Below are 25,332 nucleotides of genomic sequence, written 5' to 3' on the forward strand. Positions count from 1 at the left end.
CTACAACGATAAATGCGCGTCGCGGATATCCGGACGCGCGTCGAGCTCGGCCATGGTGCCGCCGAAACAGATGCGGCCGCGCTCGATGATATAGGCGCGATCGGAGATCAGCCGCGCAAAGTGCAGATTCTGCTCGGAGACGACGATGCTCACGCCCTCCTTCTTCATGGTCAGGATGGCATCGACCATCTGCTCCACGATCTTCGGCGACAGGCCCTCCGAGGGCTCATCCAGCAGCACCAGCGACGGATTGCCCATCAGCGTGCGCGCGATGGTGAGCATCTGCTGCTCGCCGCCGCTCATGCGGCCGCCCGGGCGATTTTTCATCTCGCCGAGGTTAGGAAACAGCGAAAACAGCTTGTCGCGGGTCCAGTGCGGCGCGTTCGGGCGCTTCGGCTGGCGGCCGATTTCGAGATTTTCTTCCACGGTCAGGTCGGTGAAGATACGCCGCTCCTCCGGCACATAGCCAAGCCCATCCCGCACAATCTCATGTGTCGGACGCGCCGAGACATCCTTGCCTTCGAACATGATCCGCCCCGAGCGCTGCGCGACCAGCCCGACGATCGAGCGGAACGTCGTCGACTTGCCGGCGCCGTTGCGGCCGAGCAACGCCACGACTTCCCCCTCGCCGACCTCGAAGCCGATGTCGAACAGGATATGCGCCGGGCCGTAATGACTATTGAGCCCCTCGACCGTGAGCTTCATACCGATGCTCCCTCGCGATGCCCGGCCTCGTAAAGGAGGCCCTCGCCGAGATAGACCGCCTGCACCTGCGGATTGCCGCGGACCTCGGCGGGCGAGCCCTCGGCGATCAGCGTGCCGCGATTGAGCACGATGATGCGATCGGCGTGCTCGAACACCACGTCCATGTCGTGCTCGGTGAAGAGAACGCCGATCGATTTTTCCCGGGCGATCTGCGCGGTCAGCCGCATCAAATCGACGCGCTCGCGCGGCGCCATGCCGGCGGTCGGCTCGTCCATCAGCAGCAGCTTCGGCTGATTGGCGAGCGCGACGGCGAGCTCGAGCCGCTTGAGATCGCCATAGGCAAGCTCGCCACAGGGGCGATCGGCATAGCCGCCCATGCCGACCAGCTCGAGCAGTCGCCCGGCTTCGCCGCGGTCGAAGTTCGGCGCCGAGCCCCAAAGATTGTACAATTGCTTGCCGTGCGAGATCAGCGCGACCTGCACATTCTCGCGCACCGTCATGGTCGCGAAGGTCGCGGTGATCTGGAAGGTGCGGCCCACGCCCATCCGCCAAATCTCGCGCGGCTTCCTGCCGGTTGTGTCCTCGCCGAGCAGGCGGACGTGGCCGCTATCAGGCCTGTTCTGGCCGTTGAGCATGTCGAAACAGGTGCTCTTGCCCGCGCCGTTCGGTCCGATCAGCGCCAGGATTTCGCCTGATCGCAACGAGAACGAGACGCCGCGCACGGCGTGGACGCCGCCATAGGATTTGGTCAGGCTTTCGACCGCGAGAAGTGGTGGGGCGACGCTCATTCGGCGGACTCGATCGGCTTGGCAAGCAAGGGTGACCCCGGTGGCGACGCCTTCCTGCGGCGCTGCGCAAGCATCTCCAGCATGCCGACGATGCCCTTGGGGAAGACGACGACGATCAGAACGATGAAGCCGCCGAGCACCAATTTTGACAGGTCGGTCTGGCTGACCAGCCAGATGTTCAACGCCTTGTAGACGATGGCGCCGATCACCGCGCCCGACACCGTCTCGACGCCGCCGAGCAGCACCATGACAAGCGCATCGACCGAGAGCGAGATGCCGAGATTGTCCGGGAAGACGCTGCCCTTGAGATAGGCGAACAGCGCGCCGCCGATGCCGGCGGTCGTGCCCGCGATCACGAAGGCCGTCCACTGGATGCGCTTGGCGTTGATGCCGACCGCTTCGCTGCGCAGCAGCGAGTCGCGCGTCGCCCTCAGCGCATAACCGAACGGCGAGAACACCATGGCCCGCAACGCGATCGTCACGAGCGCCGCAACGCCGAGCGACAGCCAATAAAAATGCGATGGGCTCGCCGCCCAGCTCGCCGGCCAGACGCCCAGGATGCCGTTGTCGCCGCCGGTCACGCTCACCCACTGGAACGCAATCGACCAGACGATCTGCGCGAAGGCGAGCGTCAGCATTGCAAAATAGACGCCGGAGAGCTGCACCGCGAAGAAGCCGAACACGGCAGCGCCCATGCAGCCCAGCAGCGGCCCGAGCAACAGGCAGGCGATCATCGGCAGTCCCGCCATCTTGGCGAGGAAAGCGACGCCGTAAGCGCCGAGGCCGAAATAGGCGGCGTGGCCAAAGGACGCGAGCCCGCCGACCGACATCAGGAAGTGCAGGCTGACGGCGAAGATCACGGAGATCGCGATCTCCGACCCGACGGTCAGTGCATAATTGCCGGCGAACAGCGGCAGCGTCGCGGCGATGACGAGCGCTGCAAGTGCAGCCAGCCGCTCATTCGACGTCAGCGGTCGCCAGGGATTGACGGTGAGACCCGGCGTCTTGCGCGCCGGCGCCTCGGGCCTACCGAACAGGCCCCAGGGCCGCACGATCAGCACTGCCGCCATCACCAGGAAGACCAGGATGATGGAGATTTTTGGAAAGATCAGGATGCCGAAGGCGTTGAGCTCGGAGACCAGCACCGCCGCGACGAAAGCGCCGATGATGCTGCCGAGGCCGCCGATCACGACGACGACGAAGACCTCGACGATGATACGCAAATCCATCGCATGATGCACGGCATCGCGCGGAATCTGGAGCGCACCGCCGAGAGCGGCGAGGAAAACGCCGACCGCAAACACACTCGTGAACAGCCATTTCTGGTTGACGCCGAGCGCTGCGACCATGTCGCGGTCCTGGGTCGCTGCGCGCACCAGAACGCCCCAGCGCGTGCGCTGGAACAGGAGCCAGAGGATGCCGAGCACGACCGGGCTGAGCACGATCAGGAACAAATCATAGCTCGGGATGTTCTGGCCGAAAAAGTCGATCGCCCCCTTGAACCCGGGTGCACGGCGCCCGACGAGATCGTCTGGGCCCCAGATCAGGACGACGAGGTCCTCGACCATCAAGGTCAGGCCGAAGGTCGCAAGGAGCTGGAACAGCTCGGGCGCGTGATAGATGCGCCGGAGCAGCACCATCTCGACAATGACACCGATCACTGCCACGGCAAGCGCTGCGATGACGATCCCACCCCAGAAGCCGAACGTCCCCGATAGGCGCTCGGTGAGCGTGAAGGCGATATAGGCACCGATCATGTAGAAGGCGCCGTGCGCGAAATTCACGATCCGCGTCACGCCAAAGATGATCGACAGGCCCGACGCCACCAGGAACAGCGACGCTGCGCTGGCGAGACCGGTCAGAAACTGTACGACGTAAAAGGCCATCTGCGGTCCGGGTTAAGCATAAATCTCAGTATTGGGCTTCATCCTTCGAGACGGCGCTACGCGCCTCCTCAGGATGAGGTCCGGGGACCTCATGGTGAGGAGCGCGGCGGCGCCGCGCGTCTCGAACCACGAGGCCCCGGTCTCTCCCTGCATCAATCCTTCGGACGCAGCTTCTCGACTTCGGCATCACTTGGCAGATAGTCCGCGCCCTTCTTGTAAGACGAGTCCACCATCACGCCCTTGCCGTCCTTCAGCGCGGTCTTGCCGACATAGGCACCGAGCGTCGACTGGTGATCGATCTTGCGGAAGGTGATCTCGCCCAGCGGCGACGGCATCGACAGTCCTTCCGCCGCGCTGATCAGCTTCTCCGGATCGGTCGAATTGGCCTTCGCCAGGATCGCCGCCGCCGACTTGATGGTCTGATAGCCGACGATCGAGCCGAGGCGCGGATAGTCGTTGTACTTGGCCTGATAGGCCTTCAGGAACGCGTCGTGCTCGGGCGTCTTGATCGAGTACCAGGGATAGCCCGTGACGATCCAGCCCTCGGGCGTCTCCTCCTTGAGCGGGTCGAGATATTCGGGCTCGCCGGTGAGGAACGAGACGACCTCGCGTCCCTTGAACAGGCCGCGGGTGTTGCCTTCACGCACGAGCTTGACGAGATCCGCGCCGAAGGTGACGTTGAGGATCGCTTCGGGATTGGCCGCGGCAACCGCCTGCACCACCGGACCGGCGTCGATCTTGCCCTGCGGCGGCCACTGCTCATCGACCCACTGGATGTCGGGCCGCTTCTCCGACATCAGCTTCTTGAACACTGCGACCGCGGACTGGCCGTATTCATAGTTCGGCGCGATCGTCGCCCAGCGCTTTGCCGGCAGCTTGCTGGCTGCTTCCACCAGCATCGCCGCCTGCATGTAGTTGGAAGGACGCAGTCGGAACGTGTACTTGTTGCCCTTGGACCAGGTGATGGCGTCCGTCAGCGGCTCGGCCGCCAGGAAGAACACCTTCTTCTGGTTGGCGAAGTCGCTGACCGCAAGGCCGATGTTCGACAGGAACGTACCCGTCAGCATCGCCACGCCTTCGCTCGACACCAGCTCGTTGGCCGCGGTCTGCGCATCCGCCGGCTTGCCGCCGTCGTCCTTGGAGACGACGACCAGCTTCTTGCCGTTGATGCCGCCGGCCGCGTTGATCTCTTCGACCGCGAGCTGCCAGCCCTTGCGATAGGGCTCCGTGAACGCCGGCAGCAACGAATAACTGTTGATCTCACCGATCTTGATGTCTTCCGCCAGGGCCGAATGAGCCATGCCGCTTGCCAACAGCGCGAACGCCGCGCCGGCGAAATAGTTCTTTGCTCGCATCCCAACCTCCACTTTTCTGAAAAGATTAACGCAGTCCGTCTTCGCCCTTGATCTCCGCAACGGTCAGCCCGCCGACGCGCGGCAGCGGACGGCCGCTGTCGGTAACGGCGACCGCGACCATGATCTCGTTGGCGCGCGGCGCGTCGTTGATCTGCACTTCCATGCCGTCGAAATGACTGCGCACGAAGGCTGCATCCTTGTGGCCCAGCGGAATGTCCAGCGTCGTGCCGGGTCCACTGCGCTTCTTCGACGACGGGATCAACGCAGCGCCCTTGCACAGCACTTTACGGACCGGCGCGCCCATTTTCGGGTGAAGGATGGCGGCGGCATGCTCCAGCTCGCCGTTCTCGCCGACGGCCGCGGCCTTGCCATAGCTCTGCGCCTTGGACCCGTCGATGCCAAGCGCCGCCACCGCGCGCTTCGAGAGTAGCTCGCCAAGCTCCTCGCCGATCGCGATCAGCGGCGAGAGATCCTCGACATATTTTCCAGCAAACGGGTTCTCGATCACGGCGATTGCCGCCGCACGCCGCGTCGGCGGCGAGACCTGGCGGCCCATCTCCATCTGCGTCTCTTCGACGACGGTGACGATCTTGCGGATGATCGCGCTCATGATTGTTTCCTCAAGCCGCTTCCCTGTTCAGGCATGAACCGCGATTTCCGGCACAAGCGGGCGCGATCGTTGCCGTTCAATATCCTTGGTCCCGATGACAAGCATATCACCACAAAGCTGCAACACGGCACCCTCGATCAATCCGCGATCGAATAGTTGCCGTGCACATTCCGCGCCAGATTCGAGCGCGGTGGTGATCTCGTCCTGCGACAATCCACCAACGCTGCGGGTCACGAGCCGCGCGCCGAGATCGCTATCGGGCTGAAGCTCGCTCGCTGGTTTTCTGATGATGGCGGGATGCCCCGGCAGATCGACGGCATTCGCAACGATCGTCGCGGCGGCATCGGCTTGCGACGCCGTTCCGGCCAGCACGGTCACCGCATCGGCAATCCCGAGCGAAAAGCTGCGGCCGTGCCGTCCACTGGTCGCGATGCCGCGCACGGGATCATCGGCGTCCACCCTGATTGTCCGCATCACGCCGTCGCGATCAGGCCGGTCCATCAGGCCGACCGAAAAATGCTCGCCCTCGCCGAGATGCAGGGCAATGTCGCCGCCATTGTTGACATAGGCCCGATCGAGCGCCGCAGCGTCCAACATTGCGCCCAACACCTCCTCCGCCACGCTGCCGGCCACAGCGGCCATCGGCGTGATGAAGCCATCACCGGCATAGGGCGCCACCGCGGCGTGCATGCGACGCGCCACAACGCCTCTCAACGAGGTCCGCTCCTCGACAGCGGTCCGCAGTGCCGGCAGTTCCGCGCAGAGCTCGTCGAGAAGTCCGGTGAACCGTTCGGCCGCAGCCTCATAGGCCGCGCGCACTGCGTCGGCGGCCCCCCTCGCCTCGACGATCAGATCAATCGGTCCATCCTGCAAATGCAGCCGCCGGCCATCAGACAGCAACGCGATCTGCGGGAGCCTTGTCATGCTCGAGGTCCCGGAATCGGGTTCTGCCAGGGCAATTGGCGGACATCGTCGCCGTCCTGCACCTCGGACAGCGGTTTCACGTAGTCCATATGCCCGCCGAGCGCCGCATAGTCCGACAGCTTCATCGTGAATTCGATCGGCGCGACCAGCGCTGGCGTCGGCACGTAGCCGAATGCGCCCGCCGGCATCTGCGTCACGTCGACCATGTAGGTGATGCCGCCGCCCGGCCAGACATAGACCGGCGCGCCGCCACTGGTGACGCGCGTGAGCGCGTCCTTCACCGAGCGCGTCAGCCTCACCGGATTGTCGGTCACGCCCGCCCGCAAGGAACCACCGGCGCCCGCCATGAACAGCACTGTACACAGCGCCGGCTCGCAATTCTCCTGAATGCGCTCGACCGAAAACTTGAGGTCATCCGGCATCTCGGTCTCGACCGGCTTTAAGGCCTCGTCGAGCACGTAATAGGACGAATGCTCGCCGGTCGTGGAGACCATCAGCATGGAAAGACCGGCCCTGGCCTCCTTCGCGTCGAACGGTCCGAGGATTGCGAGCGGATCGGAGATATTGGTGCCGCCCCAACCGGTGCCGGGATCGGCGACCTGGAAATAGCGGCCGGGCGTCGAGCGGCGCCCCTTCATCTTGATGCCGGTGTCGGCGATATCGAGCAGCTTGCCGGCCTGGTGCTCCGAGAGCACGCCGGTGATATGGTCGTCGACCACGACGACTTCGTCGACCTTGCCGTGCCATTGCTTGGCGAACATGCCGATCGTCGCCGAGCCGCAGCCGACGCGCATGCGCTCTTCTTTCATGCCGTTGACGATCGGCGGCTGGCCGGCCTGCACCACCACGCTCGCGCCGCCGTCGATGGTGAGTTCGACCGCCTTGCAATTTGCGAGGTCCATCAGCGTGTCGCAGGTGACGCGGCCTTCCTTCTTGGAGCCGCCGGTCAGATGATGCACGCCGCCGAGCGACAGCATCTGCGAACCGTATTCGCTGGTGGTGACATGACCGACCGCCTCGCCTTGTGCACGGACGGTCGCGGTCTCCGGCCCGAGATAGCGGTCGGTGTCGATCTTCACCTTGATGCCGCAATAGGAGAAGATGCCCTCGGTGACGACAGTCACCATGTCGACGCCGGCGACTTCCGCGGAGACGATGAACGGCGCCGGCTTGTAGTCGGGATAGGTCGTCCCCGCGCCGATCGCCGTTACAAAGGTGGAAGGCTCGTGGACGATCTTGCCGTCCCAATCTTCGGTGCGGCTGAACGGAACGAGCTTGCCGCCATGCGACACGGTGCGCTCCAGGATCACATGCGGATCGACGCGAACGAGCTTGCCCTCGTGATTGGCATAGCGGTCGCAGGCGCCCGCCGCGCCCGGCTTGATGTAGCACATCACCGGACACGCATCGCAGCGGATCTTGTCGATGGCGGCGCTCGTAGGTTCAGTCACCATGTCAAAGCCAGCCGACAGTGCAGTTATCATTTGTACACGAACGATGTTGCGCGCCCTCCCGATGACTGTCAAGCGGCGGTGCGGCGCAAAACATACGCCTGCCGCATAAAACCTCATTTGCCTATCCGCCCTGTCCACAAAGAAGGCATTCGCGCTGCACTGCGGCATGCGCGGCTTGCACGTTTGTGTACAAACGGTATCGTCGCAATGTAGATTTTGAGCGGACCTGGAATTTCGCGAAGCTTTGGCCGCGGCGCTCAACGAGTCGATTTGGGAACGAGGATGACGCAGACACCGATCCGCCTCACCGTGAACGGCAGGATCCACGAGATCACTGCGGCGCGAGACACGCCGCTGCTCTACGTGCTGCGCAACGATCTCGCGCTCAACGGTCCGAAATACGGTTGCGGCCTCGGTGAATGCGGCACCTGCACTGTCTTGATCGATGGCGCGGCGGCACGCTCGTGCGTCATTCCGATCAGTGGCTGCGCCGGCCGCGACATCGTGACGCTCGAAGGGCTCGGTACCCGCGACAAGCCAGATGTGGTGCAGGGGGCCTTCATCGACGAACAGGCCGCGCAATGCGGCTATTGCCTCAACGGCATGATCATGACCACCAAAGCGCTGCTTGCGATCAACCCCCAGCCCACCGAACAGGAGGCGCTGGCGGCGCTACGTTACAATCTCTGTCGCTGTGGCACGCATATCGAAATCCTGCGCGCCGTGATGCGTGCGTCTGGCCAGCTCGCCGAGGCCGGTGATTGATGGCCTCCCCTACCTCGAACGGAGCTGAGCTGCAATCCGGCTCGCTCGTCGTCGTCCGCACGGTGGACGAGTGCACATCCGAGACCTTCGTTCGCATCACCGCGGACGGTTCGGTCACAGCCTACAATGGTCATGTCGACCTCGGCACCGGCATCCGCACGGCGCTTGGCCAGATCGTTGCTGAAGAGCTCGACGTCTCCTTTGCCCGCGTGGTCGTGGTGCTCGGCGACACCGCAACGGTGCCGAACCAGGGCGCCACGATCGCGAGCGAGACCATCCAGATCACCGCCATTCCCCTGCGCAAAGCCGCCGCGCAGGCGCGACACTTCCTGATCGCACGTGCGGCCGAGCGCCTGGAGCTGCCGGCAGCCGATCTCAGGATCGAAGACGGCCTCGTGCGCGGGCACGACAATCGCAGCGTCAGTTATGGCGAGTTGATCGGCGGCGAGACCATTCGTCTCGAGCTTGCCGACGACGTCGCCGTCAAGCCCGTCGGCGATTACGCCATTGTCGGCCAATCGATGCCCCGCGTCGACCTGCCGGCCAAGGCCACGGGTGAGCTGACCTTCGTGCACGACATCCGTATGCCCGGCATGCTGCACGGCCGTGTGGTACGACCGCCCTATGCCGGCGTCGACGCCGGCCCGTTTGTCGGCACCAGCCTGATTTCGGTCGATGAATCCTCGGTGCGCGGCATTCCCGGCATCATAGCCGTCGTGCGCATCGGCGATTTCGTCGGAATCGTCGCGGAGCGCGAGGAGAACGCGATCCGCGCGGCGGAGCAGCTTGCGGTGAGCTGGCGACCGACGCCTGAACTGACGGATCTCGCCGACGTCGAGACGGCGCTTCGCGCCAATCCATCGACGCCGCGCACGCTGATCGACAAGGGCGACGTCGATGCTGCCATTGCCGGCGCGGCCAAGCCGATGCAGCGCACTTACGTCTGGCCATATCAGATGCATGCCTCGATCGGCCCGTCCTGCGCGGTCGCCGACTTCCAGGACGGCAACATCCGCGTCTGGTCGGGCACGCAAAATCCGCACCTGCTGCGCGCAGACCTGGCGCTGCTGATCGAGCGTCCCGAAAGCGAGATCGAGGTCATCAGGTTGGAGGCCGCCGGCTGCTACGGCCGCAACTGCGCCGACGATGTCACCGCGGACGCGCTGTTGCTCTCGCGCGCGGTCGGCCGGCCCGTGCGCGTGCAGCTGACGCGCGAGCAGGAACACGCCTGGGAGCCCAAGGGCGCCGCGCAGCTCATCGACGTCAATGGCGGTCTGAACGCAGAAGGCGACGTCGCTGCCTACGATCTTGCCACGCGGTATCCGTCGAATGCCGCCCCGACGTTGGCGCTGTTGCTGACGGGGCTGATATCGCCGAAGCCGGACGTCCTCCAGATGGGCGACCGCACCGCGATCCCGCCTTACGATTATGACCATATGCGCGTCGTCGCCCACGACATGGCGCCGATCGTGCGCGCCTCCTGGTTTCGCGGCGTCTCCGCCCTGCCGAACACCTTTGCGCATGAATCCTATATCGACGAGGCCGCGACAGAAGCGGGCGTCGACCCGATCGAATATCGCCTGCGTTACCTTAGGGATCAGCGCGCCGTCGATCTCGTCCATGCGGTCGCCGAGCGTGCGGGCTGGACGCCGCGGCCGGTGCGACAAGAGAAAGACGGCGAGATCGTGCATGGGCGCGGCTTTGCCTATGCGCTCTACGTCCACAGCAAATTTCCCGGTTATGGCGCGGCGTGGTCGGCCTGGGTCACCGACGTTGCCGTGAACAAGTCGACCGGCGACGTCAGCGTGACGCGCGTGGTCGCCGGGCAGGACTCCGGATTGATGATCAACCCGGACGGCGTGCGCCACCAGATCCACGGCAACGTCATCCAGTCCACCAGTCGCGCGCTGATGGAGGAGGTCTCGTTCGAGCGCGGCGCAGTCGCGGCGCGTGAGTGGGGTGCCTATCCGATCATCCCCTTCCCTGACGTGCCCAAGATCGACGTGTTGTTGCTGCCGCGGCCGGACCAGCCGCCGCTTGGCGTCGGCGAATCCGCCTCGGTCCCGAGCGCGGCTGCGATTGCGAACGCGATTTTCGACGCCACCGGCGTGCGCTTTCGCGAGCCGCCGTTCACGCCCGAGCGCATCCTGAAGGGCTTGCACGGCGGCGCACCAGCCACGCCGCAGGCGCTGCCCGCTCCCGCTGCGCCACAGCCATCCCGCATCTGGGAAAATCCCTTCGCCAAACGCGCCGGCATCTTCACGGCGATTGCGGCCGTCTGCACCGCGGCGATCGGCATCGGTGCGGCTCTTTTGCCTGGCCGCGCCATCGCGCCGATCACCCGACCCGATCCATCGGTCTATTCCGCGGCGACGATCGCGCGCGGCGCACAGCTTGCGGCGCTCGGCAATTGCGCGGAGTGCCACACTACAATCGGCAGTGCGCTCAACGCCGGCGGCCGCGCGTTGGAGACGCCGTTCGGCACGATCTACGCAACCAACATCACGCCCGACGTCGAGACCGGCATCGGCGCCTGGTCCTATCCCGCATTCGAGCGCGCGATGCGCGACGGGCTGCATCGCGACGGACGGCAACTCTATCCCGCCTTCCCCTACACGCACTTTGCGAAGACTGGCGATGCCGACATGCAGGCGCTTTATGCCTATCTGATGGCGCAACCTGCGGTGCGCACGACGCAGCCTGCGAATACGCTCGCCTTCCCGTTCAATCTCCGCCCGCTACTTGCCGGATGGAATGCGCTGTTCCACCAGACGCGCGAGTTCAAGCCTGATCCTGCCAAGTCCGAAGTCTGGAATCGCGGCGCTTATCTGGTCGAAGGTCTCGGCCATTGCAGCGCCTGCCATTCGCCGCGCAACGCGCTCGGCGCCGAGCAGCGTGGCGCCTATCTCGCCGGCGGCTTTGCCGAGGGCTGGGAGGCGCCGCCGCTGACTTCACTCTCGCACGCGCCGATCCCATGGAGCGAGGGTGAGCTTTTCGCCTATTTGCGTACCGGCCACTCGCGATATCATGGCGTCGCCGCCGGGCCGATGGCGCCTGTTGTCAGGGACCTCAAAGCCCTACCCGACCAGGACATCCGCGCCATGGCGGTCTATCTCAACTCGTTCAATGACACCGCGACCGACGCGAAAGCGCAGGATGCGATCGCTCTGAAGCTAGAAGCTTCAACGCAAGTCACGATGGCGTCCTCCACCGGCGGACGGCTCTATCAGGGCGCCTGCGCCGTCTGCCATGAGGTCGGCGGCCTGCCGCTGTTCGGCAGCCGGCCTTCGCTGGCACTCAACAGCAATCTGCACAGCGTCACATCGGACAATCTCGTCCAAATCATCCTGCATGGCATCGCCGAGCCGGCGTCGAGCGATCTCGGCTACATGCCGGCCTTCAAGGGCAGCATGAGCGATGCGCAGGTCGAGGAACTGGTCACCTTCCTGCGCAAGCAGTTCGCCCCGGAGAGGCCGGCATGGACCGGCGTGAAGGAGACGATCGCGCGTGTGAGAGCCGCCGCGAACTGAGCGCTACTTCTTGTGCTCCACCGGCGGCGTGCCGTGCGTATGGAACGATTCGATCGTCTTTAGGCCCCACGCCTGCCCCTTCTTGCGCTCCTCTTCCGTCCACACGATCGGCTTCCAGTCGGGCGCGAGGATGAGGCGCGCGCCGGCATTGGCGACTTCGACGCGGTTGCCGCCGGGCTCGTAGACGTAGAGGAAGAAGGTCTGCTGGATCGCGTGCTTGTGCGGGCCGGTCTCGATGTGGATGCCGTTCTCCAGGAAGATGTCGGCGGCGCGCAGGATCTCTTCGCGGCTGTCGAGCGCGTAGGTGACGTGGTGGAAGCGGCCGGGCGTGCCGGAATGGTCGAGCGAATAGGCGAAATCGTAGCTCTTGTTGGACATCGTCAGCCACATCGCCGCTTCGCGGCCGTCGTTGAGCACGATCTGCTCGGTAAGCCGGCAGCCGAGATAGTTCTCGAAGAACTCGCGGTTGGCCTTGATGTCGACGGCGAGGCAATTGAGGTGGTCGAGGCGCCGGACATTGACGCCGCGCGCGGGAAAGCGCTGCGCCTGGTTCTTCAGCGCCGGCTTCAATTCCGGCGGCGCCTGATACCATTCGGTCTCGTAATAGAGCTCGACGATGTGTCCATCGGGATCGCGGCAGCGGAAGGTCGGCCCCTGCCCCATGTCGCCGTCGATCCAGCCGATGTCGAAGCCGGACCCCTTCAGCGCCGCGACGCGGCGCTCCAGCGCCTGCTGGCTGCGCGCGCGTAACGCCATGTGCTCCATGCCTGACGTCTTCGACGCCGTCAGTTTGAGCGAATAGCGCTCGTAATCGTCCCAGCCGCGCAAATAGACCGAATCGCCCTTTTGCCCGCTGACGGTCATGCCCATGACGTCGACGAAGAATTTCAGGCTCTCGTCCGGCTTCGGTGTCAACAACTCCATGTGGCCGAGATGAGCGAGATCGAGGATCGGTTCGGGTTGCATGGTGTCCTCCAAGAGGTGGCTTGCGATCCGCTGGACCGGATCCTCGCGATCCGGCGCAGGCTGTAATCCGCTCACGCGCCGGTGGGCGGCGCCGAAGCCGCCGGTTCATTTGTACCAATGTACAAATGATTAGGTCCCGTCAACAAATCAGGCATCGCCGCCCGGAACAGATGACGGGCCATCTCGGATGACCAACCCGTCCCGGAACCGCGGACCGACTGCCCGAATGGTAAAATCTTCCTTAAACACTCCGGGACCCGTCGGCCGGGAAAAAGCAGCATTTTCCGGCCGCTTCCGCCAGGGATATCCATTGGGAACAAACCTCGCACCCGAATTGTCGCGGATTTAACGAAGCGCCGGCGCCTGCCGTTTAACCGTTTGTCCAGCGACGGCCGTGCATAGTCCGGGCAACCCGTTGCTCTTGTCAGGTTCATTCATTGTGACATCCTTTGGACGCGTGATTTCGGTTCGCGGATCGCTCGCCCGGGTCGGGCTGCTGGCTGAAAGCCGGATGCCGGTCTCGGAAGTGCGGGCCACCGTCGGCCGCTTCGTCAGTATCCGCTGCGCCAGCTCGGTCATCGTCGCCATGATCACCGAAGTGTCCTGCGAGAACCTCTCGAGCAACGACAATTTGATCGCCATCGCCTCGGTCGACCTGCTCGGCGAAATTCTCAACGCCACCGGCAAGGCCAAATTCCAGCGCGGCGTCACCAACTATCCGACCATCGGCGATTCCGTCGACCTGATCACGAGCCAGGAGCTGCGCACGATCTACGCGCCTACCGGCTCCGACCAGATCAATGTCGGCTTCCTTCAGCAGGACAGCTCCGTCGTCGCCTATGTCGACATCGAGGAAATGCTCTCCAAGCACTTTGCGGTGCTGGGATCGACCGGCGTCGGCAAATCGACTGGTGTGTCACTGTTGCTCAACGAGATCCTCAAGGCACGCCCGAATTTGCGCATCTTCCTGCTCGATGTGCACAACGAATATGGCCGCTGCTTCGGCGACCGCGCGCTGGTGCTCAACCCGCGCAATTTGAAACTGCCATTCTGGCTGTTCAATTTCGAGGAAATCGTCGACGTGCTGTTCGGCGGCCGCGCCGGCGTGCCCGAGGAGCTCGACGTCCTCGCCGAGGTCATTCCGCTGGCCAAGGGCGTCTACACCCAGTACCAGAACGCCGACCGCATTGGCCTGAAGCGCATCGATCCCAAGCAGATCGGCTACACCGTCGATACGCCGGTGCCCTATCGCCTGGTCGACCTGATGTCGCTGATCGACGAGCGCATGGGCAAGCTCGAGAACCGCTCCTCGCGCATCATCTATCACAAGCTGATCTCCCGCATCGAGGCGGTCCGCAACGACCCGCGCTACGCCTTCATGTTCGACAACGCCAATGTCGGCGGTGACACCATGGCGGAGGTGATCAGCCATCTGTTCCGCCTGCCGGCCAACGGCAAGCCGATGACGGTGATGCAGCTCGCCGGCTTCCCGGCCGAGGTCATCGATTCCGTCGTCTCGGTGCTCTGCCGCATGGCCTTCGACTTCGGCCTGTGGAGCGACGGCGTTTCGCCGATGCTGTTCGTCTGCGAAGAGGCTCACCGCTACGCCTCCGCCGATCGTAATGTCGGCTTCGGGCCGACCCGCAAGGCGGTGTCGCGCATTGCCAAGGAAGGCCGCAAATACGGCGTCTATCTTGGCCTCATCACCCAGCGTCCGGCCGAGCTCGACGCCACCATCATCTCCCAGTGCAACACGCTGTTCACGATGCGTCTTGCCAACGAGCGCGACCAGGCGCTGCTGCGCGCCGCGGTGTCGGATGCGGCCGCGAATCTGCTCTCGTTCGTGCCCTCGCTCGGCACCCGCGAAGTGCTGGCCTTCGGCGAAGGTGTCGCGCTGCCGACGCGGCTGCGCTTCAAGGAGGTGCCGCCGCACCAATTGCCGCGCGGCGAAGCCACCATCAGCAGCGTGCCGTCCGTCACCTCCGGTCACGACATGCATTTTGTCGGCGCCGTGCTCGAGCGCTGGCGCGGTGCCACCTCGCAGCGCGACGTGCCAAACGATCCAGTGTTCTCGGCGCCCCCCGCGAAGACGCTCTCCAACGTCGAAGCCCCGATGCTGCAACCGTCGATGGGGCTGGATCCGGACCGCTTCTCGCTGCTGAAGAAGCCGCTGCGGTAAAGCAACGCTCGTTTTCCAGCTCCGGCATTGCGAGCCTGGCGTCACGTTGAGCATGGCGCCGGCATCGACTATGGTTGCCGGCCCCAAGCCGGAATCCATGCCCATGACAAAGCCCGCGCAACGCTTCGCCGCTCCCGCCCTCGATGCGCTCCCCGACGACATCCGCACACGGCTCCTCGCCGTGCAGGAGAAGAGCGGCTTCGTGCCGAACGTGTTCTTGACGCTGGCCTACCGCCCGGATGAGTTCCGTGCCTTCTTCGCCTATCACGACGCACTGATGGAGAAGGACGGCGGCCTCACCAAGGCCGAGCGCGAGATGATCGTGGTCGCGACCTCGGCAGCCAATCAGTGCCAGTATTGCGTGATCGCGCATGGCGCGATCCTGCGGATCCGCGCCAAGAACCCGCTGATCGCCGACCAGATCGCCACGAACTACCGCAAGGCCGACATCACGCCGCGGCAAAAGGCGATGCTCGACTTCGCGATGAAGGTCTCGGCCGATGCGCAGCGGATTTCCGAGGACGATTTCACCGCGCTCGCGCCGCTTGGGTTCAGCGACGACGACGTCTGGGACATCGCCGCAATCTCCGCCTTCTTCGCACTGTCGAACCGGCTGGCGAATTTCACCGGCATGCGGCCGAACGACGAATTCTATCTGATGGGACGGCTGCCGAAGAAATGAGCGCCCGCCGCGAGCGCGGAAGGAACGCATCACCGACAAATGCAGCGGATGAGTTCCCGCTTTACGGGAACTCTATGTTTTCGCAATCGCACACGTTTAATTAAGAATCTCACCCCCAACTAGCACAATCGCTTTGGCACAACTTGCGCAGTTTCCGTCACCGGAGACGCCGATGAGTCGTGCCTGTTGAGGGGCTTCTCATGAACGTGCGGGCATTTGTGATCGCGACCTGTATCGGCACGGCATTCTTCGCGGCCGGATACGCATGGAACTATCAACCGGAGATCATCAACGCGAACGAGATATGGAGCATGTTCGAATCGGAGCATGGCAAGGCGCGGGCTGCTGTCTTACGCGTCCTCATTGCGCCGAATTCAGCTCACTTCAACGGCCTGCGAACGATCGATGCAAACCAGGCAAAATACGTATGCGGCTCCGTAAAGGCGATGGACAAGGAGAGGCAGTATGTCGAGGCCGCGTTCGTTTACACCGTCGCGATCGATTTTGCCCGTATCGACGACGACGGCCGGATGACGTCGCAGCGCTCTGCTTACAAGCCCTGCCCGGGCGCGGCCGAAGACAAAATTGCCGACCAGAACACGCTGATATCGCCAGGCGCGCTGTCGATGATCAAGACCGTCGAAAAAATCATCCCCAAGTCCAGCGGCGGAACGATGGAACAACAGCTTGGCCAGCTCGCCGGACAGACCGCGGCGGTCGCGCCAGGTTCGGCGGTCGCGCGGAGATCAGCCGGCTCGTCGGGTTCGGCAGCCTCAGCAGGGGCAGGATGGGCGCCAGCAGCGCAGCATTCAAGTTCAGGCGTGGAGGCGCGACAAGCAGATGAGCTGACGTGGCGTGTCGACCAGCCGCCGGCCGCATGGCCGAATTTCCCCTCCGACGATCCGCTGACGAAATCGACGCAGAAGCGGACCAGCGCCGAGGCCCTGGCTTTTGCAAGAGATGTCGAGGCTCGCTGGGAAGACGCCAAATCATCCCGGGTTCCGGCCAAGCGTCCTTCGCCTGAGGAGATCAAGGAAGCATGCCGCGCGCTACTTACGATTGATCCCGCCGACAAGGATTATCCGCGGGCCTGGGCCGCCTTTGTGCGGCTGCGCAAAATCGATCGCGACGCTGCTGGTTGAACTGGCGGGATCTGTCCTAATGCTTCGCCATCAACTCGAGCGCGGGGGCAAAGCGCTCGGAAAACGTCAACGTCTTGGCATGGTGTACTGCGGCAAACGATGCCGATATCCCGGCTGAAGCGACCACGAGCAGGGCAACGGTGAAAACCAGACGGCGCATTTCGGCCTCCTGTGTGAGCTCGACAATCCCACAGATGGCACGGCTTTGTTTCAGCACTGCTTCGCGCGGACGGAAGATGGTTTCACTCAAGAGGCTGTGATCAGATCCGATTTGCGGGGCCACATGCCGGACTGACGTGAGCGTTGCGCCTAATCATCGTCAGCCGGACCGCACCAGCCGGGCAGATAGATCGCGTCCTTGCTCTTGGCTGAGGACATCGCCTTTTCGAGCGCCTTGTCAAAATTGGCATCCACAGCCTTGCGCGACAGCTTTCGGCGCAGATAATCGGCCCACAGGAATTCGGAGAACGGCGTGGTGTCCTTGGCGAAGCCGCCCATGCGGCGCAGCTCGCCGGCAAGGCTCCGGAAGGGATCGTCCTTGAGATCGACGACGGATTTGGGCAAATCGCGGAACGGTCGCCGTTCGCCCTTGGCGTCGTAGGGGTAAACCCAGCGCTTGTTGTCCATCACGCCCCAGAACGCTTCGCGCTCGACCATCCTGAGGTCGCCGACGATGGTGACCAGCACCTCCTTGACGCCCTCGTCGTGCAGCGCGCGACCGAGATGATGATGGTCGATCACGTAATAGCGCTCGTCGGGGCCATGCACGACGGGGATCATATGCTTGCCGAGCAGATCGGCCTGCTTCTTCTTGTCGTGCTCGCGCCAGCGCTTGCGCTTCTCCTTGACCTCGCGCATCCCGACCGTCATCTGCGTCGGCCGCAGCGACAGGATCGACACCGGATGCACTCTCGGTTCGCGCGGATTGGTCATGGTCGAAACGCCCTTCACATGGTTGCAGCTGCGTGGTCAGGTTCCCTGGGACTATGCCATGGGCATCGTGCCGGCAATGCATTCGGCTGGGCGGAGATATTGCATCGCACCCTCTGCAGGCCCGGAACGACCACGGTTCCACGGTCCTTCGTTCGCAACCCTGCAAGATAGTGCGAACGCACAATGCACGTGCGCGTTGAGAAGATTTTCTGCAACGTGTTACCCACGTATGCTATCTAAAAATCGCTGCTTCGGAGTGATCCCTGCACCATGACAACCCAGCGGCCCATAAGCTCGGATGACGAGCACCGGGTGCTCCAGTTCAGGCCGCGCACCTCGCCTTCCCCGACGGGCTACCGCGGCAACGCTAGCGTGCAGCAATTGCGCGTCGCGCCCGAGCCGCTCGACCTGTCGCGCTACGAGCAGCCCCGCACTGAACCGGACGATTTCCGCCATCGCATGCTCGCCAACATCGCGGCGCTGGCCTTCACCATCGCGCTGACCGCGATCGGGATCTGGCTCGCGGTGAGCATTGCCGACCTGCGCCGGACCCAGGATTGCGTGCTGATGGGCCGCCGCGACTGCGTCAAGATCACGACGCCGCACATCTAGGCGACGGTCCTTCGGCCGAAGCGGCTCAGCCGGGGCGTCCCCAGCCCTGTCCCCACACCCGCCGGCTCCATTGAACTCAGGGCGGCGCTCCGATATACGGGCTTTCGACCCGGCCAGAGGGGGGTTGAGGGCGTCATCGGGGCGCGATGCCCACCCACCGTTCCACTCTGGAAAATCTGACAAACAACTGCAATATATCAAAGGCTTAGTGATGTCCTCCACATTCGATCAGGTCGCTACGATCATCGCTGAAACCTGCGACATCCCGCGCGACACGATCACGCCGGATAGCCATGCCATCGATGACCTCGGCATCGACAGCCTCGATTTCCTGGACATCGCGTTCGCGATCGACAAGCAGTTCGGTATCAAGCTGCCGCTGGAAAAGTGGACCCAGGAGGTCAACGACGGCAAAGCGACCACCGAGCAGTATTTCGTGCTGAAAAACCTGTGCGCGCGCATCGACGAACTGGTTGCGGCCAAGGGCGCGAGCGCCTAAGCGCGCGGTCATGCAACTCGAATACTTCCACATGATAGATCGCGTCGTCGACCTCAACGTCGACGCGAAGACGATTGTCGTCGAGGCTCAGGTCCCGATGGAGAGCACCATCTTCGAGGGGCACTTCCCGGGCTATCCCCTGATGCCCGGCGTGCTCCTGATCGAATCGATGGCGCAGGCCTCTGGCTGGCTTCAGCTTGGCGTGCTCAAATTCGAGCGCATGCCGATCCTGGCTGCCGTCAAGGAGGCCAAGGTCCGCGGCTCGGTCTTCCCCGGCGATCTCATGAGCATCGAGGCGAGCCTGGCCCATCAGGGCTCGGGCTACGCCGTGACCGAAGCCAAGATCAAGGTCGGCGGCAAGCTGCGCGCGAATTCGACGCTGACCTTCACGCAGATTCCCTTTCCCCATGCGGATATGCGCGCCCACATGGACGCGGTCGCCAAGCGCGTCGGCTTTCCGCAACAGGCCGTATCGCAATGACCGAGACTGCTTCGAAGCCCGCCCAGACGGAAGTCTGGATCACCGGCATTGGCCTGGCCACCTCGCTCGGCGAGGGCCTGGACGCCAACTGGGCCGCGCTTCAGGAGAAGCGCATCAATGTCGACGAGAAGGGCTTTGCGCCCTACATCGTGCACCCCCTGATGCCTGTTACCTTCGACAGCCAGATCCCGAAGAAGGGCGACCAGCGTCAGATGGAAGCCTGGCAGCGCATCGGCACCTATGCGGCCGGGCTTGCGCTCGACTCCGCCGGGATCAAGGGCAACAAGGATATCCTGTCGAAGATCGACATGGTGGTCGCCGCTGGCGGCGGTGAGCGCGATCTCAACGTCGACACCGGCGTGCTCACGGCCGAGGCCAAGGGTGCCAACGCGCCCGGCTTCCTCAACGAGCGGCTGATGAGCGATCTCAGGCCGACGCTGTTCCTGGCCCAGCTCTCCAACCTGCTCGCCGGCAACATCGCCATCGTGCACGGCATTGGCGGCACCTCGCGCACCTTCATGGGTGAAGAGGTTGCCGGCGCCGATGCCGCCCGCATTGCATTGTCGCGCATCGCCTCGGGCGAGAGCGACATCGCGCTGATCGGCGGCTCGCACAATGGCGAGCGCAAGGACCTGATGGTCCTCTACGAATTCGGCGACTTCAATCTCAAGGACAAGTTCGCACCCGTGTGGGCGCGCGAGGACAACGCCGGCTTCGCGCTCGGCTCGGCTGGCGCGTTTCTGGTGCTGGAGTCCAAGGCGCATGCGGAAGCGCGCGGTGCCAAGCCGTTCGCGAAGCTGTCGAGCGTCGTTGCCGACCTCGCCCGGCGCAAGACCCCCGGCGACATGGCCGCGACGCTGGAGAAGCTTTGGGCAAAGTTGCCCAAGCGCGACGGCAAGGGCGCGATCATATCCGGTGCGACCGGCGCTGAGCCGGCGACGTCAGAAGAGCGCGGCTTCCTGAAGGGCCACGCCGAGTTCCCGGTGCGCTCGACCGGCACGATGTTCGGCCACACCATGGAGACGCAATTCCCGCTCGGCATCGCGCTCGCCGCGCTGTCGATCTCTCGCGGCGCGCTGTTTCCGCCGAACGATTCCACGGGCACCGAGATTGAAATGCAAGGAGCGCCCACCCAGATTGTGGTGGTGGGGGCCGGACACTGGCGCGGCGAAGGCATGGCGCTGGTCGAGGCAGTAAGCTAGAGCGCGTTGCGCTTTGGCAGGTTATTGTTTGAGCATGATCTTCTCGGAAAATCGCGTCACGCTTTTTCGAATCATGCTCCAGCTCAAGCGGGGATCAACATGACTGCACCACGCGACAAACTCGGGCGTCCCGTCGTCGTCGTCACCGGCATGGGCATCATGACCTCGCTCGGCAACGGCAAGACCGACAATTGGGCGAAACTCGTCGCCGGCGAATCCGGCATCCGCACCATCACGCGCTTTCCAGTCGACGGCCTGAAAACCACGATGGCCGGCACGGTGGATTTCGTCAGCGTCGATCCTTTCTCCTCCACCGGCCTGTCCGAGCGGATGGCCGAACTGGTGACGCAGGAAGCGCTGGACCAGGCCGGCATCGGCGCCAAGGCGGATTTCCCGGGTCCTCTCTTCCTTGCGGTCGCACCTGTCGAAGTCGAATGGCCGCAGCGCCGCGAGCTCGGCCGCGCCGTCGGTAAGCTCGACTTCAATTACGACGATCTGCTGCGCATCTCCGGCGGCGGCAAGTACAGCGCCTATCACCACCGCTTCATGTTCGGTTCGGTCGCGGCCTACCTCGCCGAGACCTTCGGCACCAAGGGCTCGCCGATCTCGCTGTCGACGGCCTGCGCGTCCGGCGCGACCTCGATCCAGCTCGGCGTCGAGGCGATCCGCCGCGGCGAAACCGATGCCGCGCTGTGCGTAGCGACCGACGGTACCGTGAATCCGGAGGCGCTGGTGCGCTTCTCGCTGCTGTCGGCGCTGTCGACCCAGAACGACCCGCCGCAGGCGGCCTCCCGTCCCTTCTCCAAGAACCGCGACGGTTTTGTCATGGCCGAAGGCGCAGGTGCGCTGGTGCTCGAAAGCTATGAAGCCGCCACCGCGCGCGGCGCAAAAATTCTCGGCGTGATCGCCGGCTGCGGCGAGCTCACCGATTCCTTCCATCGCACCCGCTCCTCGCCCGACGGCAAGCCGATCATCGGCTGCATGAACAAGACGCTGGCCGATGCCGGCATGACGCCGGACCAGATCGACCACATCAACGCGCACGGCACCGCGACGCCCGAGAACGACAAGATGGAGTACAATACGACATCGGCCGTGTTCGGCGATCTCGTCTCGAAGATTCCGGTCACCTCCAACAAGTCGATGGTCGGCCACACCATCTCGGCCGCCGGCGCGGTCGAGGCGATCTTCTCGCTGCTGACGCTGGAGCATCAGCGCATCCCGCCGACGATCAACTACGACAATCCGGATCCCACGATCCTGTTCGACGTCGTCGGCAACAAGGCACGCGATGCCCGCGTCACCGCGGTGATGTCGAACTCGTTCGGCTTCGGCGGCCAGAACGCCTCGCTGATCCTGACCCGCGAACCGGCCTGACCGGACGCATGGCGCTGCTTCCTGCGAGGACGAAGGCCCGCGCGCGGGAGACGGCCAAATCGATCGGTGGAGGGCTGATCGGCGCCGCCACCGTCGGCATGTTGCGCACCACGCGTTATTTCGATCCGGTCAAGACCTCGGACTTTTTCGCGCGCGTCACCAAGACGATCGGTCCGCGCCTACGCGAGCACCGCATCGGCCGCGCCAACCTCAGCGCGGCCTTTCCGGAGAAATCGCCCGAGGAAATCGAATCCATCCTGATGGGCGTCTGGGACAATCTCGGTCGCGTCGGCGCCGAATTCGCTCATATGGATCACGTCTGGGATTATGACCGCGATCATCCGGAAAACAGTCGGATCGAACTGCCCAGGCGCAGCATCGAGCTGTTCGATCAGATCCGCGACGACGGCAAACCCGCGCTGATCTTCGCCGCGCATCTCGCCAACTGGGAATTGCCGGCGCTCGCCGCCGTCGCACACGGGCTCGACGCGGCGATCCTCTACCGCCGCCCGAACATCGCGTCCGCCGACCGCATCATCCAGGAGATGCGCCAGGTCAACATGGGCACGCTGATCCCCGCGGGGCGCGACGCGCCGCTGCGGCTCGCGCAGGCGCTCAAGGACGGCAAGCACGTCGCCATGCTGATCGACCAGTATCTGACCGGCGGCGTCGAGGTCACCTTCTTCGGCCGCAAGACCCGCGCCAATCCGATGTTGGCGCGCCTGTTGCGCCAGATCGAATGCCCGATCCACGGCGTCCGCGTCATCCGCCTGCCCGGCGGCCGCTTCACCGCCGAGATCACCGAAGAGGTCCACCCGGTGCGCGACGCCGACGGCAAGATCGACATCCAGGGCACCACTCAGGCGATCACCAGCGTGGTAGAAGCCTGGGTCCGCGAGCATCCGGAGCAGTGGTTGTGGCTGCACCGAAGGTGGCGGTAGCGGACAGTCCTTACCGCCCCGTCTTCACCCTGGTCCAGAGCCGGTTGATGATCCGCTGCGTCGCCGGCTCGCGCGCCGTGATGACGAACAGCTTTGCGAGCGTCGCCTCGTCCGGATAGATATTCTTGTCGTTCAGGATCTTCGGGTCGACCAGCTTCTGGCTGGCGAAATTGCCGTTGGCGTAGGACAGGAAGTCCGTATTCTTGGCGGCCACGTCCGGACGGTAGAGATAGTTGATCAGCTCGTAGGCTTCCTTGACGTTCCTGGCATCCGCGGGGATCGCGAGATTGTCGAAGAACATCTGCGCGCCCTCCTTCGGGATGGCATAGCCGATCTCGATGCCGCTTTTGGCTTCGGCAGCGCGGGCGCGGGCTTGCATGATGTCGCCGGACCAGCCGACCACGAAGCAGATCTCGCCCGTTGCGAGCGCGCTTAAATATTCGGACGAGTGAAACTTGCGCACGGCGGGCCGGACCTTGGCGACGACATCGGCGGCCTTTTCGAGGTCGGCCTGCTTGGTCGAGTTCGGATCGAGCCCGAGATAGTTCAACGCCGCTGGAAAGATGTCGTCGGCGGAATCCAGCATGTGGACGCCGCAATCCTTGAATTTCGCGAGATTCTCCGGCTTGAACACGATGTCCCAGCTGTCGATCTTCGCATCCGCTCCGAGTATCTGCTTCAGCTTGGCGACGTTGTAGCCGATGCCCGTCGTGCCCCACATGTAATTGGCGGCGTAGACATTGCCGGGATCGTAGATCGCGAGACGTTCGGTCACCACCGGCCAGGCATTGGCCAGGTTCGGCAGCTTCGACCTATCGAGCTTCTGGAAGATGTTGGCCTTGATCTGGCGCTGGAGAAAATAGGCCGTCGGCACCACGACGTCATAGCCGGACTTGCCAGCCATCAGGCGCGTCTCCAGCGTCTCGTTGGCGTCAAAAGTGTCGTAGACCACCTTGATGCCGGTCTCCCTGGTGAAGGCCTCGAGGACGTCGGGCGCCACATAGTTCGACCAATTGTAGAAGTTGACGACCCGCTCCTCGGCCCCTGCGGGGGCGGAGAGCAACGTCAGCGCGGCGGCGATCGCGAGGCCAAAACCAAAGCGGCTGACGATCGTCATCTGCTACCTCTTGCGCCCGCGCACCGCGTCCGACAGCCGCTCCAGCGCGGTGTCGAGCGTCTCGTCCTTCTTGGCAAAGCAGAAGCGCACCACCGAGGTCACAGGGTCCTGCTCGTAGAAGGCCGACACCGGGATTGCCGCGACCTTGTAGTCCTTCACGATCCGCCAGCAGAACTCGGTATCGCTCTCGTTCAGCCCCAGCGGGGACAGGTCGACGGTGAGGAAGTAGGTGCCCTGCGACTTCAGCACCGGGAAGCCGAGACTCTCCAGTCCCTTGGCGAGGCGGTCCCTGCTCCGCGCCAGGTCCTTGCGCATCGACAGGAAATACTCGTCCGGCTTGCCGAGCCCGTAAGCGACGGCGGCCTGGAGGTTCGGAGCGGTGGTGAAGGTCAGGAACTGGTGCACCTTGGCGGCAACGCGCAGCAGCGGCGGCGCGGCGCAGACGAAGCCGATCTTCCAGCCCGTCAGCGAGAAGATCTTGCCGGCCGAGCCGACCTTGATGGTGCGGTCGCGCATGCCCGGGATGGTGATCAGCGGGATGTGCTTGTGCTCGTCGAAAGTGACGTGCTCCCAGACCTCGTCGCAGATCGCGATGACGTCGAACTCCTGGCAGTAGCGCGCCAAAAGCTCGAGGTCCTCGCGCGGAAACACCACCGCGGACGGATTCAGGGGATTGTTGAAGAGCACCGCCTTGGTCTTTGAATTGAAGACGCTTTTCAGCATGTCTTCATTCAGCCGCCAATGCGGCGGCTCGAGCCGGACCAGGCGCGGAATGCCGCCGGCCTGGCGGATGATCGGCAGATAGGAATCGTACACCGGCTGGAAGCACACCACCTCGTCTCCGGGCTGGACGACGGCGAGGATGGCCGAGGTCAGGGCCTCGGTGCCGCCGGAGGTCACCATCACCTCGCTCGTCGGATCGAGCTCGAGGCCATGCCAGTGTCCGTAATGGGTCGCGATCGCCTGGCGCAGCTCCGGCAGGCCCATCATCGACGGGTACTGGTTGTAGCCGTTCAGCGAGGCCTCGGCCGCGGCGCGGCGGATGTCTTCGGGGCCCGGATCGTCGGGAAAGCCCTGGCCAAGATTGATGGCGGCATTGTCGCGCGCGGCCTGCGACATTGCCTCGAAGATGGTGACGGGAAGGTCCGCGAAGACCTTGTTGAGGGACGAGCTCTTGGACATCG

23 protein-coding genes are annotated in these 25,332 nt (G+C 64.1%); 11 read left to right on the forward strand and 12 right to left on the reverse strand.

Features of this window, described 5'->3' with window-relative positions:
- The 7 genes from AC0L20_RS02680 to AC0L20_RS02710 all read right to left on the reverse strand — a co-directional run bounded on the left by AC0L20_RS02680 (position 1) and on the right by AC0L20_RS02710 (position 7,722).
- A complete protein-coding gene (locus AC0L20_RS02680) occupies positions 1-705 on the reverse strand; it encodes an ABC transporter ATP-binding protein (protein WP_473287310.1) in 705 nt (234 codons plus the stop codon).
- Positions 702-1,493 (reverse strand): ABC transporter ATP-binding protein, encoded by a 792-nt coding sequence (locus AC0L20_RS02685; protein ID WP_473287311.1) that lies wholly within the window; start codon positions 1,491-1,493, stop codon positions 702-704. The genes AC0L20_RS02680 and AC0L20_RS02685 overlap by 4 nt, the downstream gene beginning before the upstream one ends.
- The gene (locus tag AC0L20_RS02690) at positions 1,490-3,379 is read right to left on the reverse strand and encodes an ABC transporter permease (RefSeq protein WP_473287312.1); all 1,890 of its coding nucleotides are present in this window, start codon (positions 3,377-3,379) and stop codon (positions 1,490-1,492) included. Before AC0L20_RS02690 ends, AC0L20_RS02685 begins: the two co-directional genes overlap by 4 nt.
- Before the next feature lie 152 nt (positions 3,380-3,531).
- Complete coding sequence (locus AC0L20_RS02695; protein WP_456764837.1) at positions 3,532-4,734, reverse strand: ABC transporter substrate-binding protein; 1,203 nt, start codon at positions 4,732-4,734, stop codon at positions 3,532-3,534.
- Positions 4,735-4,759: 25 nt separating this feature from the next.
- Positions 4,760-5,344 carry an amino acid synthesis family protein gene (locus AC0L20_RS02700; protein ID WP_473287313.1) on the reverse strand — a complete coding sequence of 195 codons (585 nt, stop codon included), beginning with the start codon at positions 5,342-5,344 and terminating at the stop codon, positions 4,760-4,762.
- A 27-nt stretch (positions 5,345-5,371) separates the two neighbouring features.
- Positions 5,372-6,268 carry a UPF0280 family protein gene (locus AC0L20_RS02705; RefSeq protein ID WP_473287314.1) on the reverse strand — a complete coding sequence of 299 codons (897 nt, stop codon included), beginning with the start codon at positions 6,266-6,268 and terminating at the stop codon, positions 5,372-5,374.
- Positions 6,265-7,722 (reverse strand): 6-hydroxynicotinate reductase, encoded by a 1,458-nt coding sequence (locus tag AC0L20_RS02710; protein ID WP_473287315.1) that lies wholly within the window; start codon positions 7,720-7,722, stop codon positions 6,265-6,267. The genes AC0L20_RS02705 and AC0L20_RS02710 overlap by 4 nt, the downstream gene beginning before the upstream one ends.
- 282 nt (positions 7,723-8,004) lie before the next feature.
- Between AC0L20_RS02710 and AC0L20_RS02715 the strand changes: the two genes are divergently transcribed.
- Both AC0L20_RS02715 and AC0L20_RS02720 read left to right on the forward strand, forming a co-directional pair.
- Positions 8,005-8,487, forward strand: a complete 483-nt coding sequence (locus AC0L20_RS02715; RefSeq protein ID WP_473287316.1) for a (2Fe-2S)-binding protein — start codon at positions 8,005-8,007, stop codon at positions 8,485-8,487.
- The gene (locus tag AC0L20_RS02720; RefSeq protein WP_473287317.1) at positions 8,487-12,017 is read left to right on the forward strand and encodes a molybdopterin cofactor-binding domain-containing protein; all 3,531 of its coding nucleotides are present in this window, start codon (positions 8,487-8,489) and stop codon (positions 12,015-12,017) included. The genes AC0L20_RS02715 and AC0L20_RS02720 overlap by 1 nt, the downstream gene beginning before the upstream one ends.
- A 3-nt stretch (positions 12,018-12,020) precedes the next feature.
- Here the strand turns inward: AC0L20_RS02720 and AC0L20_RS02725 are convergent, their stop codons facing one another.
- A complete protein-coding gene (locus AC0L20_RS02725; RefSeq protein ID WP_473287318.1) occupies positions 12,021-12,983 on the reverse strand; it encodes a catechol 2,3-dioxygenase in 963 nt (320 codons plus the stop codon).
- A gap of 439 nt (positions 12,984-13,422) precedes the next feature.
- On the opposite strand from AC0L20_RS02725, the gene AC0L20_RS02730 reads away from it, so the two are divergent.
- From AC0L20_RS02730 to AC0L20_RS02740, 3 genes are all read left to right on the forward strand, one after another.
- Entirely contained in the window at positions 13,423-15,162 is a 1,740-nt protein-coding gene (locus AC0L20_RS02730; RefSeq protein WP_007592463.1) for an ATP-binding protein, read from the forward strand.
- Between the two features lie 103 nt (positions 15,163-15,265).
- Positions 15,266-15,844 (forward strand): peroxidase-related enzyme, encoded by a 579-nt coding sequence (locus AC0L20_RS02735; protein WP_473287319.1) that lies wholly within the window; start codon positions 15,266-15,268, stop codon positions 15,842-15,844.
- Between the two features lie 200 nt (positions 15,845-16,044).
- Positions 16,045-16,986: a hypothetical protein gene (locus tag AC0L20_RS02740; RefSeq protein ID WP_473287320.1), complete on the forward strand. Its 942-nt coding sequence runs from the start codon at positions 16,045-16,047 to the stop codon at positions 16,984-16,986.
- 16 nt (positions 16,987-17,002) lie between these two features.
- Here the strand turns inward: AC0L20_RS02740 and AC0L20_RS02745 are convergent, their stop codons facing one another.
- Positions 17,003-17,236 (reverse strand): hypothetical protein, encoded by a 234-nt coding sequence (locus AC0L20_RS02745; RefSeq protein ID WP_473287321.1) that lies wholly within the window; start codon positions 17,234-17,236, stop codon positions 17,003-17,005.
- Positions 17,237-17,295: 59 nt separating this feature from the next.
- Entirely contained in the window at positions 17,296-17,919 is a 624-nt protein-coding gene (locus AC0L20_RS02750; protein ID WP_456764845.1) for a ParB-like protein, read from the reverse strand.
- A 270-nt stretch (positions 17,920-18,189) separates the two neighbouring features.
- Between AC0L20_RS02750 and AC0L20_RS02755 the strand changes: the two genes are divergently transcribed.
- The 6 genes from AC0L20_RS02755 (at position 18,190) to AC0L20_RS02780 (ending at position 23,031) form a co-directional block, all read left to right on the forward strand.
- Positions 18,190-18,531 (forward strand): hypothetical protein, encoded by a 342-nt coding sequence (locus tag AC0L20_RS02755; RefSeq protein WP_247360403.1) that lies wholly within the window; start codon positions 18,190-18,192, stop codon positions 18,529-18,531.
- A gap of 211 nt (positions 18,532-18,742) precedes the next feature.
- Complete coding sequence (locus AC0L20_RS02760) at positions 18,743-19,030, forward strand: acyl carrier protein (protein ID WP_007592476.1); 288 nt, start codon at positions 18,743-18,745, stop codon at positions 19,028-19,030.
- 10 nt (positions 19,031-19,040) lie between these two features.
- Positions 19,041-19,511 carry a 3-hydroxyacyl-ACP dehydratase FabZ family protein gene (locus AC0L20_RS02765; protein WP_473287322.1) on the forward strand — a complete coding sequence of 157 codons (471 nt, stop codon included), beginning with the start codon at positions 19,041-19,043 and terminating at the stop codon, positions 19,509-19,511.
- Positions 19,508-20,713, forward strand: a complete 1,206-nt coding sequence (locus tag AC0L20_RS02770; protein ID WP_473287323.1) for a beta-ketoacyl-ACP synthase — start codon at positions 19,508-19,510, stop codon at positions 20,711-20,713. Before AC0L20_RS02765 ends, AC0L20_RS02770 begins: the two co-directional genes overlap by 4 nt.
- Positions 20,714-20,812: 99 nt before the next feature.
- Positions 20,813-22,090 (forward strand): beta-ketoacyl-ACP synthase, encoded by a 1,278-nt coding sequence (locus tag AC0L20_RS02775; protein WP_027569448.1) that lies wholly within the window; start codon positions 20,813-20,815, stop codon positions 22,088-22,090.
- An 8-nt stretch (positions 22,091-22,098) separates the two neighbouring features.
- A complete protein-coding gene (locus tag AC0L20_RS02780; protein WP_473287324.1) occupies positions 22,099-23,031 on the forward strand; it encodes a lipid A biosynthesis lauroyl acyltransferase in 933 nt (310 codons plus the stop codon).
- Positions 23,032-23,041: 10 nt separating this feature from the next.
- Here AC0L20_RS02780 and AC0L20_RS02785 read toward each other — a convergent pair whose 3' ends face one another.
- Together AC0L20_RS02785 and AC0L20_RS02790 are read right to left on the reverse strand one after the other, a co-directional pair.
- Complete coding sequence (locus AC0L20_RS02785) at positions 23,042-24,148, reverse strand: polyamine ABC transporter substrate-binding protein (protein ID WP_473287325.1); 1,107 nt, start codon at positions 24,146-24,148, stop codon at positions 23,042-23,044.
- Positions 24,149-24,151: 3 nt separating this feature from the next.
- Entirely contained in the window at positions 24,152-25,330 is a 1,179-nt protein-coding gene (locus AC0L20_RS02790) for an aminotransferase (protein WP_473287326.1), read from the reverse strand.
- Positions 25,331-25,332: the final 2 nt, after the last annotated feature.

This window comes from Bradyrhizobium sp. Kon58, assembly GCF_055807455.1.

What these genes read in the sequence shown, in the direction of transcription:
- AC0L20_RS02680 (WP_473287310.1), bottom strand. Translation starts at nt 705, where the DNA reads ATGAAGCTCACGGTCGAGGGGCTCAATAGTCATTACGGCCCGGCGCAT.
- AC0L20_RS02685 (WP_473287311.1), bottom strand. Translation starts at nt 1,493, where the DNA reads ATGAGCGTCGCCCCACCACTTCTCGCGGTCGAAAGCCTGACCAAATCC.
- AC0L20_RS02690 (WP_473287312.1), bottom strand. Translation starts at nt 3,379, where the DNA reads ATGGCCTTTTACGTCGTACAGTTTCTGACCGGTCTCGCCAGCGCAGCG.
- AC0L20_RS02695 (WP_456764837.1), bottom strand. Translation starts at nt 4,734, where the DNA reads ATGCGAGCAAAGAACTATTTCGCCGGCGCGGCGTTCGCGCTGTTGGCA.
- AC0L20_RS02700 (WP_473287313.1), bottom strand. Translation starts at nt 5,344, where the DNA reads ATGAGCGCGATCATCCGCAAGATCGTCACCGTCGTCGAAGAGACGCAG.
- AC0L20_RS02705 (WP_473287314.1), bottom strand. Translation starts at nt 6,268, where the DNA reads ATGACAAGGCTCCCGCAGATCGCGTTGCTGTCTGATGGCCGGCGGCTG.
- AC0L20_RS02710 (WP_473287315.1), bottom strand. Translation starts at nt 7,722, where the DNA reads ATGGTGACTGAACCTACGAGCGCCGCCATCGACAAGATCCGCTGCGAT.
- AC0L20_RS02715 (WP_473287316.1), top strand. Translation starts at nt 8,005, where the DNA reads ATGACGCAGACACCGATCCGCCTCACCGTGAACGGCAGGATCCACGAG.
- AC0L20_RS02720 (WP_473287317.1), top strand. Translation starts at nt 8,487, where the DNA reads ATGGCCTCCCCTACCTCGAACGGAGCTGAGCTGCAATCCGGCTCGCTC.
- AC0L20_RS02725 (WP_473287318.1), bottom strand. Translation starts at nt 12,983, where the DNA reads ATGCAACCCGAACCGATCCTCGATCTCGCTCATCTCGGCCACATGGAG.
- AC0L20_RS02735 (WP_473287319.1), top strand. Translation starts at nt 15,266, where the DNA reads ATGACAAAGCCCGCGCAACGCTTCGCCGCTCCCGCCCTCGATGCGCTC.
- AC0L20_RS02740 (WP_473287320.1), top strand. Translation starts at nt 16,045, where the DNA reads ATGAACGTGCGGGCATTTGTGATCGCGACCTGTATCGGCACGGCATTC.
- AC0L20_RS02750 (WP_456764845.1), bottom strand. Translation starts at nt 17,919, where the DNA reads ATGACCAATCCGCGCGAACCGAGAGTGCATCCGGTGTCGATCCTGTCG.
- AC0L20_RS02755 (WP_247360403.1), top strand. Translation starts at nt 18,190, where the DNA reads ATGACAACCCAGCGGCCCATAAGCTCGGATGACGAGCACCGGGTGCTC.
- AC0L20_RS02760 (WP_007592476.1), top strand. Translation starts at nt 18,743, where the DNA reads ATGTCCTCCACATTCGATCAGGTCGCTACGATCATCGCTGAAACCTGC.
- AC0L20_RS02765 (WP_473287322.1), top strand. Translation starts at nt 19,041, where the DNA reads ATGCAACTCGAATACTTCCACATGATAGATCGCGTCGTCGACCTCAAC.
- AC0L20_RS02770 (WP_473287323.1), top strand. Translation starts at nt 19,508, where the DNA reads ATGACCGAGACTGCTTCGAAGCCCGCCCAGACGGAAGTCTGGATCACC.
- AC0L20_RS02775 (WP_027569448.1), top strand. Translation starts at nt 20,813, where the DNA reads ATGACTGCACCACGCGACAAACTCGGGCGTCCCGTCGTCGTCGTCACC.
- AC0L20_RS02780 (WP_473287324.1), top strand. Translation starts at nt 22,099, where the DNA reads ATGGCGCTGCTTCCTGCGAGGACGAAGGCCCGCGCGCGGGAGACGGCC.
- AC0L20_RS02785 (WP_473287325.1), bottom strand. Translation starts at nt 24,148, where the DNA reads ATGACGATCGTCAGCCGCTTTGGTTTTGGCCTCGCGATCGCCGCCGCG.
- AC0L20_RS02790 (WP_473287326.1), bottom strand. Translation starts at nt 25,330, where the DNA reads ATGTCCAAGAGCTCGTCCCTCAACAAGGTCTTCGCGGACCTTCCCGTC.